This is a genomic window from Methylococcus geothermalis, assembly GCF_012769535.1.
In the GTDB taxonomy this organism is placed as follows: domain Bacteria; phylum Pseudomonadota; class Gammaproteobacteria; order Methylococcales; family Methylococcaceae; genus Methylococcus; species Methylococcus geothermalis.
In genome coordinates, this window is the sequence record NZ_CP046565.1 from 1,268,527 (window position 1) to 1,282,418 (window position 13,892).

The 13,892-nt window shown below is 63.6% G+C and carries 12 protein-coding genes and 3 pseudogenes; 6 read left to right on the plus strand and 9 right to left on the minus strand.

Translation table 11 applies throughout. The features are described from left to right. Nucleotides 1-57: 57 nt before the first annotated feature. The 6 genes from pssA to GNH96_RS06195 all read right to left on the minus strand — a co-directional run bounded on the left by pssA (nucleotide 58) and on the right by GNH96_RS06195 (nucleotide 4,842). Nucleotides 58-804 carry a CDP-diacylglycerol--serine O-phosphatidyltransferase gene (gene pssA / locus GNH96_RS06170; protein WP_169602875.1) on the minus strand — a complete coding sequence of 249 codons (747 nt, stop codon included), beginning with the start codon at nucleotides 802-804 and terminating at the stop codon, nucleotides 58-60. Nucleotides 805-852: 48 nt separating this feature from the next. Next, nucleotides 853-1,869: a ketol-acid reductoisomerase gene (ilvC, locus tag GNH96_RS06175; protein ID WP_169602876.1), complete on the minus strand. Its 1,017-nt coding sequence runs from the start codon at nucleotides 1,867-1,869 to the stop codon at nucleotides 853-855. Between the two features lie 63 nt (nucleotides 1,870-1,932). Further along, nucleotides 1,933-2,424, minus strand: a complete 492-nt coding sequence (gene ilvN, locus GNH96_RS06180; RefSeq protein WP_169602877.1) for an acetolactate synthase small subunit — start codon at nucleotides 2,422-2,424, stop codon at nucleotides 1,933-1,935. Between the two features lie 2 nt (nucleotides 2,425-2,426). Beyond that, nucleotides 2,427-4,157, minus strand: a complete 1,731-nt coding sequence (locus GNH96_RS06185; protein ID WP_169602878.1) for an acetolactate synthase 3 large subunit — start codon at nucleotides 4,155-4,157, stop codon at nucleotides 2,427-2,429. A gap of 179 nt (nucleotides 4,158-4,336) precedes the next feature. Beyond that, entirely contained in the window at nucleotides 4,337-4,558 is a 222-nt protein-coding gene (locus GNH96_RS06190; RefSeq protein WP_169602879.1) for a hypothetical protein, read from the minus strand. 47 nt (nucleotides 4,559-4,605) lie between these two features. Next, entirely contained in the window at nucleotides 4,606-4,842 is a 237-nt protein-coding gene (locus GNH96_RS06195) for a hypothetical protein (protein WP_169602880.1), read from the minus strand. Between the two features lie 355 nt (nucleotides 4,843-5,197). On the opposite strand from GNH96_RS06195, the gene GNH96_RS06200 reads away from it, so the two are divergent. Beyond that, nucleotides 5,198-5,653, plus strand: coding sequence for an ArsI/CadI family heavy metal resistance metalloenzyme (locus GNH96_RS06200; RefSeq protein ID WP_169602881.1), 456 nt, complete (start codon nucleotides 5,198-5,200; stop codon nucleotides 5,651-5,653). 59 nt (nucleotides 5,654-5,712) lie between these two features. Here GNH96_RS06200 and GNH96_RS06205 read toward each other — a convergent pair. Then, nucleotides 5,713-7,001: pseudogene (locus GNH96_RS06205) on the minus strand (IS256 family transposase). 148 nt (nucleotides 7,002-7,149) lie between these two features. Here GNH96_RS06205 and GNH96_RS06210 point away from each other — a divergent pair. From GNH96_RS06210 to GNH96_RS06220, 3 genes and pseudogenes are all read left to right on the plus strand, one after another. Continuing rightward, nucleotides 7,150-7,647, plus strand: a complete 498-nt coding sequence (locus tag GNH96_RS06210) for a hypothetical protein (RefSeq protein WP_169602882.1) — start codon at nucleotides 7,150-7,152, stop codon at nucleotides 7,645-7,647. 46 nt (nucleotides 7,648-7,693) lie between these two features. After that, a pseudogene (locus GNH96_RS06215) lies at nucleotides 7,694-8,149 on the plus strand (transposase); the annotation flags it as partial. 133 nt (nucleotides 8,150-8,282) lie between these two features. Continuing rightward, nucleotides 8,283-9,427, plus strand: a pseudogene (locus GNH96_RS06220) (transposase). Between the two features lie 327 nt (nucleotides 9,428-9,754). On the opposite strand, the gene GNH96_RS06225 reads toward GNH96_RS06220, so the two are convergent. Then, on the minus strand, nucleotides 9,755-11,173 hold the full coding sequence (locus tag GNH96_RS06225) for an 8-oxoguanine deaminase (RefSeq protein ID WP_169602884.1): 1,419 nt from the start codon (nucleotides 11,171-11,173) through the stop codon (nucleotides 9,755-9,757). Between the two features lie 222 nt (nucleotides 11,174-11,395). Here GNH96_RS06225 and GNH96_RS06230 point away from each other — a divergent pair, with 222 nt between their 5' ends. Together GNH96_RS06230 and GNH96_RS06235 are read left to right on the plus strand one after the other, a co-directional pair. Next, nucleotides 11,396-12,058 carry a lipid-binding SYLF domain-containing protein gene (locus GNH96_RS06230; protein ID WP_228720038.1) on the plus strand — a complete coding sequence of 221 codons (663 nt, stop codon included), beginning with the start codon at nucleotides 11,396-11,398 and terminating at the stop codon, nucleotides 12,056-12,058. Between the two features lie 36 nt (nucleotides 12,059-12,094). Next, complete coding sequence (locus tag GNH96_RS06235; protein ID WP_169602886.1) at nucleotides 12,095-13,213, plus strand: alkene reductase; 1,119 nt, start codon at nucleotides 12,095-12,097, stop codon at nucleotides 13,211-13,213. A 129-nt stretch (nucleotides 13,214-13,342) separates the two neighbouring features. On the opposite strand, the gene GNH96_RS06240 is transcribed toward GNH96_RS06235, so the two are convergent. Beyond that, nucleotides 13,343-13,858, minus strand: coding sequence for a hypothetical protein (locus GNH96_RS06240; protein ID WP_169602887.1), 516 nt, complete (start codon nucleotides 13,856-13,858; stop codon nucleotides 13,343-13,345). Nucleotides 13,859-13,892 lie beyond the last annotated feature (34 nt).

Below are 13,892 nucleotides of genomic sequence, written 5' to 3' on the forward strand. Positions count from 1 at the left end.
ATGCGTTTCATTGGCTTGGAATATACACGGCCCCGGCCGGCTTGCCAATGGACGCCTTCAGGCGCGCCGCTCGCCGCGCCGCCGTTTCAGCAGGGCCAGCGTCAAGGCGGGGCCCGACAGGGCATAGGCGCCGAAGAACAGGAACAGCACCAGCGGCGGGTTGGAAAACAGCACCGCGAACAGCAGCATCACGAAGATGGCGTTGACGAAGGGCACCCGGCCACGCAGGTCGACGTCCTTGAAACTGTAGTAGCGGAAGTTGCTGACCATCGCCAGCCCCGTGGCGATGGATAGCCCCAAGGCGATGTAGCGCATGGTCTCGCCGCTCAAGCCCTGGTCCACCGAGAACCAGACGAAGCCGGCCAGGATGGCGGCGGCCGACGGGCTGGGCAGACCCTGGAAATAGCGCTTGTCGGCGGTGGCGATCTGGGTGTTGAAGCGGGCCAGCCGCAGCGCGCCGCCGGCGGTGTGGACGAACGCGGCGACCCAGCCGAGCTTGCCCATCGTGGACAGCGACCAGATGTAGACCACCAGGGCCGGCGCCGCCCCGAACGAAATCATGTCCGCCATGCTGTCGTATTCCGCCCCGAACGCGCTCTGCGTATTGGTCATGCGGGCGACCCTGCCGTCCATGCCGTCCAGGATCATGGCGACGAAGATGGCGATCGCGGCCAGTTCGAAGCGCTGGTTGAGCGCGGCAGTGATGGCGTAGAAGCCGGCGAAAAGCGCGGCCGTGGTAAACAGGTTGGGCAGCAGGTAGATGCCGCGCCGACGTTTGGGATTGGGTGAGGAATTTTCTTCCATGGTGGAAAACTGTCGTGCCGGCGCGCATATGCGCGCCGGCACAAAGTATCAGTTCTTGCTCGTGTCCACAATGCGGTTGGCCTTGATCCACGGCATCATGTCGCGCAGCTTGGCGCCGGTGCTTTCGATGAGGTGCTCGCGGCCGAGGCGGCGCTTCGCCTTCAGGGTGGCGGCCCCGGCCTGGTTCTCCAGAATGAATTCGCGGGCGAATTCGCCGGTCTGGATCTCGCGCAGGATCTTCTTCATCTCCTGCTTGGTCTGCTCGGTGACGATGCGCGGGCCGCGGGTCAGGTCGCCGTATTCGGCCGTATTGGAGATCGAATAGCGCATGTTGGCGATGCCGCCCTCGTACATCAGGTCGACGATCAGCTTGAGTTCGTGCAAACACTCGAAATAGGCCATCTCGGGCGCGTAACCGGCCTCGACCAGCGTCTCGAAACCGGCCTGCACCAGCGCGGTGGCGCCGCCGCACAGGACCGCCTGCTCGCCGAACAAATCGGTTTCGGTCTCTTCGCGGAAGCTGGTTTCGATGATGCCGGCCCGGCCGCCGCCGTTGGCCGAGGCATAGGACAGCGCCAGTTCCTTGGCGCGGCCGCTGGCGTTCTGGTAGACCGCGATCAGCGAGGGCACGCCGCCGCCCTGGGTGTAGGTCGAACGCACCAGGTGGCCGGGGCCCTTGGGGGCGATCATGATCACGTCGAGGTCGGCGCGCGGGGTGATCTGCTCGAAGTGGATGTTGAAACCGTGGGCGAAGGCGAGGGCGGCGCCCTGCTTGATGTTCGGCGCGATCTGCTCGCTGTAGAGGCGGGCTTGATGCTCGTCCGGCGCCAGGATCATGATCACGTCGGCCTGTTTGACGGCGTCCTCGACCGAAGCGACGGCGAGGCCGGCGTTCTCGGCCTTCTTGGCGGAAGCCGAACCCGGACGCAGACCCACCACGACCTGCACCCCGGAGTCCTTGAGGTTGTTGGCGTGGGCATGGCCCTGGGAGCCGTAGCCGATGATGGCGACCTTCTTCCCCTGGATGATGGAAAGGTCGGCGTCTTTGTCATAGTAAATCTGCATGGAACTTCCTCTCGTTGCGCTTTCTTTAAGGGCGGGTTGCTAGGGGGAAACGTTGGCGCGGGGTCAGACGTGGAGTCCGCGTTCCCCGCGCAGGATGCCGGTGGTGCCGGAGCGCACCACCTCGATGATGTCTTCCTCCCGCAGGGCTTGCAGGAAGGCATCCAGCTTGGATTTTTCACCGGTGACTTCGATGACGTAGCTGGTCGGCGCGACGTCGATGATGTTGCCGCGGAAAATGTCGGCCAGGCGCTTGACCTCTTCGCGGCCGCCGTTGGTCGCGCGTACCTTGACCATCATCAGCTCGCGCTCGATATGGGCCGATTCCGACAGGTCGATCAGCTTGACCACGTCGATCAGCTTGTTCAACTGCTTGGTGATCTGTTCGATGATGTCGTCGCTGCCGGAGGTCACGATGGTCATGCGCGACAGGGTCGGGTCCTGGGTCGGCGCCACGGTCAGCGACTCGATGTTGTAGCCGCGGGCTGAGAACAGGCCGGCAACCCGCGACAGCGCGCCCGATTCGTTTTCGAGCAGAACGGAAATGATGTGGCGCATGATCAGGCAAGCTCCCTATCGACCGCGGTGCCGGGCGCCAGCCGCATGTCGTGATGGGCTTTGCCGGATTCGATCATGGGGTAGACGTTTTCGGTGGGATCGGTCAGGAAATCCATGAACACGGTGCGATCCTTGAGTTTCAGGGCTTCTTCCAGGGCCGGGCGCACGTCGGCCGGCTTTTCGATGCGCATGCCGACATGGCCGTAGGCTTCGGCCAGCTTGACGAAGTCCGGCAGGGTTTCGAGATAGGAATGGGAATAGCGGCTTTCGTAGATGAACTCCTGCCACTGCCGCACCATGCCCATGTAACCGTTGTTCAGATTGACGATCTTGACGGGGGTACGGTACTGCAGGGCGGTGGCCAGTTCCTGGATGCACATCTGGATGCTGGCTTCGCCGGTGACGCAAACGACTTCCTCGTGCGGATGCGCGAGCTTGATGCCGATGGCGGCGGGCAGGCCGAAGCCCATGGTGCCGAGGCCGCCGGAATTGACCCAGCGGCGCGGCTGGTCGAACTTGTAGTACTGCGCCGCCCACATCTGGTGCTGGCCGACGTCCGATGCCACGAAGGCCTCGCCCCGGGTCAGATCCCACAGCTGTTCGATGACGAACTGCGGCTTGATCCGATCGCTGGCGCGGTCGTAGCGCAGGCAGTCGAGGCTGCGCCATTGCTCGATCCTCGCCCACCAGGCTTTCAGCGCCTCGGCATCGGGGGTGCGGCCGGAGGCCTTGATGATCTCGATCATGTCGGCCAGCACCGGCGCGACTTCGCCGACGATGGGCACGTCCACCTTCACGGTCTTGGAGATCGAGGCCGGATCGACGTCGATGTGGATGATCTCGGCGTCGGGGCAGAATTCGGCGATCTTGCCGGTGACGCGGTCGTCGAAGCGGGCGCCCACCGCCAGCAGCACGTCGCAGTCGTGCATCGCCATGTTGGCCTCGTAGGTGCCGTGCATGCCCAGCATGCCGACGAACTGGCGGTCGGTGGCGGGATAGCCGCCCAGGCCCATCAAGGTGTTGGTGATGGGGAAGTTCAGCATCCGCGTCAGCGCGGTCAATTCGTCCGCGGCATTGCCAAGGATGACGCCGCCACCGCTGTAGATCATCGGTCGCCGGGCCGACAGCATCAGCTCCACCGCCTTTCTGATCTGGACCGGGTGGCCTTTGACCGAAGGGTTGTAGGACCTCAGCGAGACGCTGCGCGGATACTCGTAGGGTATCTTGATGTTCGGATCGGTGACATCCTTGGGGATGTCGATCACGACGGGGCCCGGGCGGCCGGTGGTCGCGATGTAGAAAGCTTTCTTGAAGGTCTCGGCCAGCTTGTGGATATCCTTGACCAGGAAATTGTGCTTCACGCAGGGGCGCGTGATGCCGACGATGTCGGCCTCCTGGAAGGCGTCGCTGCCGATGACGGGCAGGGGCACCTGGCCGGTGATGACGACCAGAGGGATCGAGTCCATGTGGGCGGTGGCGATGCCGGTGACGGCATTGGTCGCGCCGGGGCCCGAGGTCACCAGGACCACGCCGGGTTTTCCGGTGGAGCGCGCATAGCCGTCGGCGGCATGGGTCGCGCCCTGTTCGTGGCGTACCAGGATGTGCTTTACATCGTCCTGCTTGAACAGCGCGTCGTAAATATGCAGCACTGCACCGCCCGGATAGCCGAAGATGTATTCCACACCTTCGTCTTTCAGGCACTGGACAACGATTTCCGCACCGCTGAGTTCCACGATCTTCGGCCCCCTTTACTGATCAGGCACTTATGAGCGTCCGTTGCAAATCGCTCCGGTGTGGGAGCGCGCAAGTGAAAAGTTGGAAACCATACCCGGAACTTCGTGTTACGTCAAGGACAAGTTTCGAAACCTCACGCCGTTTTAGCCGCAACGCCGCTGGGTCGGGGGCATGGGTATCAGTGTTGCAGAGCCGCGGGCCTCGCCGTCCCTTTGGTCTGACGCTGGAAGCGGGCCAAGGCCGCATTCAAAGTGCTGCACAGCCGCAGGAAGGCTTCGGGATGGATATGCAGGCTCGCATAGCCCACTTTCAGATGGAAGCATGCGCAGTCCTGGCAGTAGTCGACGCGGCAGAGGCCGTCGCCGGCCAGGTTCTGGACTCGGCAAGGGGTATTTTTCATGGCGGTAGTTCCTCGTGAGGCTGGCAAAGGTCGGGGGCCGTATCCGTCTATCCCAACGATTCGACGAGGCGCCAGTAGGTTCGCATGTACAGATAGGTGCAGCGTTCCTGTGGCGGTTCGTCGAATTGCGGGTGGGAAAGAAGCCGGTCGAGGCAGTTTGCGATGTTGCCCGCGATCGAAGAAGAGGGCGTCCTCGCATATTGCATCAGCAAGGAACGCAAGAGACCCACCAGGATGTCCGTGGAGATTTGGGGTTCGGCAGGCGTTGAAGGAAGGCGATTCATGGTGGCTCCTCAAGGTGGGTTGGAACGCATGTTTTCGGGGGCGCGGCGGCTAATTCGGCGCCCTTGGAATTAATGATAACGATTCTCATTTGTATGTCAACCGTGATCCGGTTTGAGTTTCCGAAGCGCTCCTCTGGCGGCTGATCGCTCCGGGCCGCAGCTTCTCGCGGGAACGGGGGGAGGCTGCCCGATGTTTGCTCTGGCCATACATTTCCAATATTATCGAAATGTCGAAATATGAAGGCCCATGGGGAGAGCCCAGTGGGCCGATATGCGGAGCCGGGCTCGGTCGCTCATCCATGGGCGGCGCTTTCCGGCAGTTCAATTAGCCTCTCATGAATGCCAGGTGGGTCGTATGAAACGTTTGCATGTCCACATTTCGGTTGCCGATATCGAATCGAATATCGGTTTCTACAGCGCCGTTTTCGGCTCCGAGCCGACGGTGCGGAAGCCCGATTACGCCAAATGGATGTTGGACGATCCGAGGGTCAACTTCGCCATCTCCAGCCGCAGCGGCAAGAGTGGGCTGGACCATCTCGGCATCCAGGCCGAAGACGATGCCGAGCTGGCCGAGCTGAAACAGCGTCTCGACCGCGCCGATACCCCGGTCGCCGAACAGAAGGGCACCGGCTGCTGCTACGCGGTATCGGACAAATACTGGGTGCTCGATCCACAGGGCATACCTTGGGAATCCTTCCATTCGCTGGCCGAGATTCCGGTGTTCGGCGAAGCGCCGAAGGCCGAAGCGGGCGCCCAGTCGGCTTGCTGCGCTCCGGAAGTGAGCGCGAAGCCGTCCAAGTGTTGCGGGTGACATCATCAAACTGTGAGCTAATGTCAAATCTGGTGTACGGGCCATTAGCACAAGGCTGATCAGGCGGCCAATACCTGCTGTTCCGGTGGGTCGTCGGTCACCGGGATCCCATCTTCAAACACCACGCCGGAAAGTCAAGTCCGGGATGCGTTCGGCGCCGCGAATGCGCCGCCAGGATTTCGCCGCCTCCTCCATCAGCTTGAACGCCAGCCCGAGGAACGTTGACCGCGACAGGCAGTTCTTGGCGCGTGTGGTACGGTGGCGGACCGTCGCGAACGTGGACTCGATCGGGTGGGTGGTCCGTAGCTGCTGCCAGTGCTCCGCCGGCAAGTCATGGAAGGCCAGCAGGGCCGCCCTTCGGCAGGCTCAGGGGCCGCCCGGTCCTTGGTCAATTTCTCGGTGGCCTTCGGGTACGTTGCTTGATAGCTCTGCACGCAGCGGTCAAACGCCTGCTCCGCCTCGCGCCGCGTGGGCGCCATCCAGATCGCCTGGAGCGCGGCCTTGGCTTGGCTCTGTAAGGCTTTCGGCAGGCTGCTCAGGACATTGCCCATCTTGTGAAACCCACACCGCTGATGGCGGGTCTCGGCGTAGACCTCGTCCATTGCGGCCCAGAAGCCCAGCGCCCCGTCGCCGATCGCCAGGCGTGGCCCCTCGGTCAGACCGCGGGTCTTGAGGTCCCGCAGCACGTCGAGCCAGGACGCTTTCGCTTCACGGAAGCCATCCGCCAAGGCAACGAGTTCCTTCCTGCCGTCGCACCGTACGCCGATGATCACCAGCAGACACAGCCGCGGGTCGTCCTCTTCACGGACGCCGGTGTGGACCCCATCGGCCCACCAGTACACGTAGCGCTGTTCGGACAGATCCCGCCGTGCCCACGCCTGATACTCCCGAGCCCAATCGGCCTTCAAGCGACTCACCACATTCGCTGATAGGCCCTTGGCCTGGTCACCGACCAGCACCGTTAGGGCCTCCTGCAGATCCCCGGTCGAGATCCCTTTCAGATACAGCCACGGCAAGGCCGCGCAGATACGACCGGAACGGCGCACATACGGCGGCACCAAGGCCGAGTTGAACTTCACCCCGCTCCCCGAACGGTCCCGGACCTTCGGCACCCGCACCGACACCGGCCCGACCGCCGTCAGCACCTCGCGTTCCGGCAAATCACCGTTGCGGACAATGGCCCGCTGACCGCCCCATGTGCGCACGTTCCCGTACCGGCTCAACAACTCCCCCAACTCCGTCTCGATGGCCTTCTGGATCAACTCGCGGGCACCCTTCGGATCAAATCCTCCAGACCCAGCCCCAGCTCCGTTGCCTTTTTCTCCTCGTCCTGCGTAACCTTGCTCATGGCGTACTCACCTCAATGCTGCTTTTCAGTCTCGACAACCGAATTGTCAGCAGGGTACGCCACCCGTTCAAGCCATCACCCCCCTGGCTCATACACCAGTTCCGACTATAACTCGGTCTCCGACATTAATGGCGTTTCGGCCAAGCGGATGATCGAAGGTCTGATTGGCGGGCGATCCCCGGAGGAACTGGCCACCCTTGGGTTGGGCAGTCTCAAGGGCAAGCGCGACATCCTGGCCGATTCTCTCGATGGCGATCTGTCGCCCAGGCACCGTTTGTTGCTCGCGTCCCTGCGCGATCATGTGCGCTATCTCGAGGCCGAACTGGCGAAACTGGATGCCTATCTGCTGGCCGCGATGGAACCTTATGCGTGGGCGCATCGGTTGCTGCAAAGAAGGAGCACAAGGAAGTCGAGCGAAGCGAGCGAGTGCGACGCCCCCCGCGAAGCCGTAGGCCCGGATGTTTTGTCGGAATCCGCGGCTTCATCGCGGGTGGAGACAAAACATAAGGGACCCGACACGGCGTCGAGTCATTGTGGAAGCCTTGGCGGAGTGCGTCGCGGAGAGACGGACGGAGTCGAGGCTGACGCAGGACGGCGCGGGCCGCCGAAGGCAAAGACGTCGCCAATTTTTTGCTCCCGAGGGTGACTGGGATGTCCCGTCGGGTTTCGCAAAAAATGGCGACGCTCCCGCGATCCCTGGCATCGACGATATGGCTGCCGCCATGATCCTGATCGAGATCGGGGACGATCTGTCCCGCTTCGGCAGCGCTGACCGTTTGGCCTCCTGGGCCGCCTTGTGTCCTGGCAACAACGAGTCCGCCGGCAAGCGCAAGAGCGGCAAGACACGCAAGGGCAATACCATCGTCCGTTACCTGCTTTGCGAAGCGGCCAATGCCGCTCGACGCACCAAGAGCGTCTTTGCGTCCAAATACAACGGCCTCGTCATCCGACGCGGCCACAAGAAGGCCATCGTTGCCCTCGCTCACAAACTGATTCGCACCATCTTCTTCGTCCTGAACCGCCGCCTGCCATATCGTGACTCGGGGTTCGATTACGAGGCGGCCAGCGTTGCCAAAAATGCACCTCGCTGGATCAAGGCGCTGAAGAAATTCGGCCTCTGGCACCACAACGCTCCCGCAGCGGCTTGACCTGCCACGGCCATCGCCTTCTCCATTCCGCTTCGCCGGAAGAGCTTCGCTCGCCTCATCCATCAGGGGCTTTCACGGTAACGCATTGATGTAATTGTACAATGACGCATCCGACTCCTTCACCCAGCCGACCATGCCGCACTTCGAAGTCAAGCAAACCGCCAAGCTCAACCTGACCTCCTACTCGGGCCTGGCGCTGATCGGGCAGTGCTGCCAGGCGGCGCAGGTGGAGGCGGTGATCGACCCGAGGCTGCCGGTGTCGCAGGGCATGCGGAGCTCGGACCTGGTCAAGTCGATGGTGGGGCTGCTGAGCCTGGGCAAGAGCGACTTCGAGGCGATCGAGCCGTTTCGCGGCCGGCGACCGCTTCTTCAAGGAAGCGCTCGGGCTCGCCAAGGTGCCCGGCAGCGTGTGGATGCGCCAACGGCTCGATGCCCGAGCGGCCGAGCTGCGCGAGCTGACCGACGAGCTCTCCCTGCGCCTGCTCGAGCGCACCGAGGCGCCGACCCGCGCCTGCGCCGGGTGTGCGCCGCCGATGCGAAGCTGTTGTGGCGGGCCGACAGCGGCTTCGACAGCGCCCGGCTGCTGTTCGCGTTGGCCGACGAGCGTGATCGCTGGGCAGCGCTGGGGCGTTCGTTCGACTACCTCACCAAGTGGAATCCGCGCCGCCAGAACAAGGCCGCGTGGGTGAATCGGGTCGAGGCCGCCGGTGCGTTCAAAGAAGTGCGCGCGGGCAAGGGGGTGGACTGCTGGACCTGCAGATCGAACGCGCCTGGAAGAAGGCCAAGCGCACGCTGCGCCTGGTGGTGCGGGTGACCGAGCGCACGATCGACAAGAAGGGGCAGCACTTGCTGATCCCCGAGATCGAGCTCGAAGGCTGGTGGACCAGCCTGGCCGAGCCGATGAGCGAAGTGATCGAGCTCTACAAGCAGCACGGCACCCACGAGCAGTTCCACTCCGAGATCAAGACCGACCTGGACCTCGAGCGCCTGCCTTCGGGCAAGTTCGACACCAACGACGCGGTCGTGCATCTGGCTGCGTTCGCCTACAACGGCCTGCGCCTGATCGGCCAACTCGGGCTGACCGGCGACATCTCGCCGATCCGCCACCCGGCCAAGCGCCGGCGCATCAAGACGGTGCTGCAGGAGGTGATGTACCGCGCGGCGAAGTTTGTCGAACACGCTCGCCGCTTGGTGCTGGACTTCGGGCGCGGCGTCGCCGCGCATGTGAAGGTGTTTGCCGCGGTGCAGGCGCGACTGTGCGCGGTGGCTTCGCCGTGATGCAAATCCGGCGGCCGAATTCTCCGAATCGAGGCCATTTCGCTGCGGCGAAAGGCCGACGGTCGCGCGGGAGCAGGAACATGACGTAGCGCACCCGCCGCAAGCCCGGCTCGCCGTGGCTCCGGGCCGTGAAAGGACGGCGCTCGGGGCTGCGGTGAGCTGAGATTGGGAGTCAGGCAGCAGAAAAATCATGCGCTGGGGCTCGCGGAGCGGGTACGCGCTGAAGACAACACGGATTCAGGTATAACAAATCCACTTGTATCAACGGAGGCAACTCTCATTTTTCGGCGCCTGTCCGGCGCAGATGGCGATTGGCGTCATGGCGAATCACACATCGTTGGCGATGCCAATGCTCCACCGGTTGTGTTGCTCGATCACCGGCATCAGGTCCACCGTGGCCATGCGGCCCTGATCGACTACCACCCTTCCGTTGACGACCGTGTAACGGGCCTTCTGCGGGGCGCAGAACACCACCGCGGCGACCGGATCGTGGAGGGCGCCGGCGAAATCCACGGTATGCAGGTCCAGGCTGAAGAAGTCCGCGCACATGCCTTCGGCGATCGCCCCGATGTCGCCGCGCCCCAACACCCTGGCGCCGCCCAGCGTCGCCAGTTCCAGCGTTTCCCGCGCCGTCATCCATTCGTTCGAGCGTTTCGGGTGCGAGGGCGAGAGGTGCATGTATTTCGCCGGACCTTCCGGCGGCCGCAGGCCCATCTTCAGGCGGGCCAGCAGAAAGGCGGCGCGGACTTCCTGCATCATGTTCGAGCTGTCGTTGCTGGCCGATCCGTCCACGCCCAGCCCGACGTTGACGCCGGCCTCCATGTACTGCTTGATCGGCGCGATGCCGGAAGCCAGCCGCATGTTGGAGGAAGGACAGTGCGCAGCGCCGCAGCCGCAGCGGGCGAAGTGGCGGATCTCGTCGTCGTCGACATGGATCGCATGGGCGAACCAGACGTCCTCGCCCAGCCAGTCCACGGTTTCCATCCATTCGACCGGACGCATGCCGAATCGGCTCAGGGTATAGCGTTCCTCGTCGAGGGTCTCGCACAGATGGGTGTGCAGGCCGACCTTGTAGTGGCGGGCCAGCGCGGCGGATTCCTTGAGCAGCTCCGGCGTCACGGTGAATGGCGCGCAGGGGGCGATCACGATTCGGGTCATGGCGCCGTGGGAGGCGTCGTGATAGGTCTCGATGACGCGCTGGGTGTCCTTGAGGATGAAGTCTTCGTCCTCGACGCAGTCGTCCGGCGGCAGGCCGCCTCTGGATTCGCCCAGCGACATGGAGCCGCGGCTGCAATGGAAGCGGATGCCGATTTCCCGAGCCGCGTCGATCAGGCAATCGGCGCTGTTACCATTCTTGAAAAGGTAGGTGTGGTCGAACACCGTGGTGCAGCCGCTCAGCGCCAGTTCGGCCAGTCCCACCAGCGCGCTCAGCCGTGAAGCCTCGGGCGTGATTCGGGCCCAGATCCGGTACTGCGCCTGCAGCCAGGGAAACAGGTTGTTGTTCTGGGCGGCGGGGAGGCAGCGCGTGAGGGTCTGGTTGAGATGATGGTGGCAATTGACGAAACCCGGCAGCACGATCTGGCCGGACAGGTCGATGACCGTGTCGGCCGCCTGCGGCAGCTCGCCGACCGGCCCGACCTTCTTGATGATGCCGTCCTCGGCATAGATGCCGGCGTTTTTCAGCTCCCGCCGTTCGGTGTCCATCGTGACCAGGATTTCTGCGTTGGTGGCGAGCAGTGTTTTCATGGCGTGAGCCCGGTGTTCCCAGATTTGCGGTGTTGTCCACCGATGACTTCGAGCGGTACGCCGTGCCGGCGGCTACTGAAGCTTATGGGCTCCCTTGAATCGGGTCAATCGGCGCCGCTTCCGTTCCGGGCATACGTCTTGCCTGGAACAGGCGTAAACTTTTTGTCGCATTACCATCCCAGGGATATATCCGCTATGGCCAGTTTTTCCCCGCAACATTTGTTGAAACGCCTCGTCCTGCTGGCGGTGCTGTGCGCCTCCGGCCTTGCCGGGGCCGACGACCGCGACAAGGCGAACGATCTCCTGCGCGACGCCACCATCACCTTCAACGAATTCGTCGCCGACCCCAACATGGGCTGGTTCCGCGACAACGTGAAGGATGCGAGGGCTCTGGTGATCGCACCCCAGGTGCTCAAGCTGGGTTTCATTTTCGGCGGTTCCGGCGGCAATGCCGTGGTGCTGGTCAAGGACAAGCAGACCGGCGAATGGGGGTACCCGGCGTTCTATACGGCCGGTGCCGTGACCGCGGGTCTGCAGATCGGCGGCGAGCTGACCGACGTCATCATGATGGTGATGACGGAAGGTGGCATGAATGCGCTGCTCAGCTCCAAGTTCCAGCTCGGGGTGGATGCCAGCATCGCCGCCGGACCGGTGGGTACGGGCAGCCAGGTGGCGACCGTGGACATCCTGCAGTTCAGCCGGGCCAAGGGGATTTACGGCGGGCTGACCCTGGAAGGCGCGGTCATCACACCGCGGGACGGTCTCAATTCCGCCTTTTACGGCCGGATCGTGGACCCGGTGGATATCCTGATCCGCCATACTGTCACGAACCCTTTGGCGGACCGGCTGAGAATGGCGGTCGCCAAGGCGACTTCCGCCAAATGATCCTCGACTCGTTTATCTCGACAGGAGCTGTCCGTCATGACGAACCCCTTGTTCCAGCCCTTCCGGCTCGGTCCCTACACCCTCAAGAACCGCATAGTGATGGCGCCCCTGACCCGCTCTCGCGCCGGACAGCCGGGCAATGTGCCCACGGTGTTGAACGCGGAGTACTACCGGCAACGCGCCGGAGCCGGTTTGATCATTTCCGAGGCCACCCAGGTTTCCCGCCAAGGCCAGGGTTATGCCTGGACGCCGGGCATCCATTCCGCGGAACAGGTGGAAGGTTGGCGTCTGGTGAGCGATGCCGTGCACGGGGCCGGCGGCCTGATGTTCATGCAGCTCTGGCATGTCGGCCGGGTTTCCCATCCCGCCTTGCAGCCGGACGGTGCGCTGCCGGTCGCTCCGTCCGCGATCGCGCCGAGCGGCATGGCCTTCATCGCCAATGCCGAAGGAAAGGGCGAGCTGGTGCCCTTCGTCACCCCGCGAGCCCTGGAGCTCGACGAGATGCCCGGCATCGTCGGCCAATACCGTGATGGCGCCCGCAATGCCCTGGCAGCCGGCATGGACGGCGTCGAAGTGCATGCCGCCAACGGCTATCTGCTCGACCAGTTCCTCAATTCGTCAACCAACCGGCGCGAGGACGCCTACGGCGGCTCCCCGCAAAACCGGGCGCGTCTGTTGATGGAGGTTCTGGAGGCGGTGTGCGGAGTCTGGGGTTCCGACAGGGTAGGCGTGCGGCTGTCGCCCCTGGGCACCTTCAACGACATGGGGGATGCGGACCCCGAAGCGACATTCGGCTACGTGGCCGAACGTCTGAACGACTTCAAACTCGCCTACCTGCATGTCGTCGAGCCCTCCGTGGCCGGAAACGCACCGGTCGCGAGTCCCGACCCGCGGAACGAAGCCATCATGGCGATGATCAGGGGAACGTTCCGCGGCCCGCTGATCGTCTGTGGCGGCTACGACCAAGCCAAAGCCATCGCCTGTCTCGAAGCCGGCCGCGCCGACCTCGTCGCCTTCGGACGACTGTTCATCGCCAACCCCGATCTGCCCGAGCGTTTCAGGCGGGGCGCTCCTTTGAACACATGGAACGAGGCAACCTTTTACGGCGGTGGCGCCGAGGGCTACACCGATTATCCCGCCTTGGATGCGCCGTGATCCCCGCAGCGGTGGGCGGGAAACGCTAAGAGCGCAGGCTCGACACGATCGGGGCCGGTACAAACCTCTGGTCATCATTTTAATGATCGCGCGATCGACACTTACAGAATCAACATCCAACTTCCGTCTCTACCATCGGTCGAGCAGATAACCGGAGACCGTGGCGTCGACGGAGACCGTCCCGCTGTCGTCCATGCCGCGGCTGACCGAGAATCGCATCGGGAGGCCGTCGGGGTCGGCGTACGCCCGCATCGGTTGGGCGGCCGCATAGACATCGATCCCGGCCCCGCTGTACTGCGGGGATAGGACCAGATAGTGCCAACTCGTCTCTTCGCGCCGGACGGTCGTCCGCAAGGACGCGAAATATCTCTGCCCGGAAGGCCCCTGCATCAACGCGGAAACATGCTCGATGACCAGCCGGTGCCGGGCTGGTACGGCAATCTCCGCATAGCCTTCCTTTTCCTCGTTGCCGATCGTGAACCGTACCGTTTGTTGAAACGGCTGAATGTCCTCGCGCCGCTCGAAGGTCCGGGGCAACGGCAGCGGGAGCCGGTCAGTGACAGCGGGGACGAGGGAGGGCGACGGCTCGGGGGGTTGGGCGGGGGCAGCCGACGTTCCGGAAACGACGGCCAGAACGATGGCCATGGCGGCTAAACGCTTCGTGGTTTGAGGATTGGAG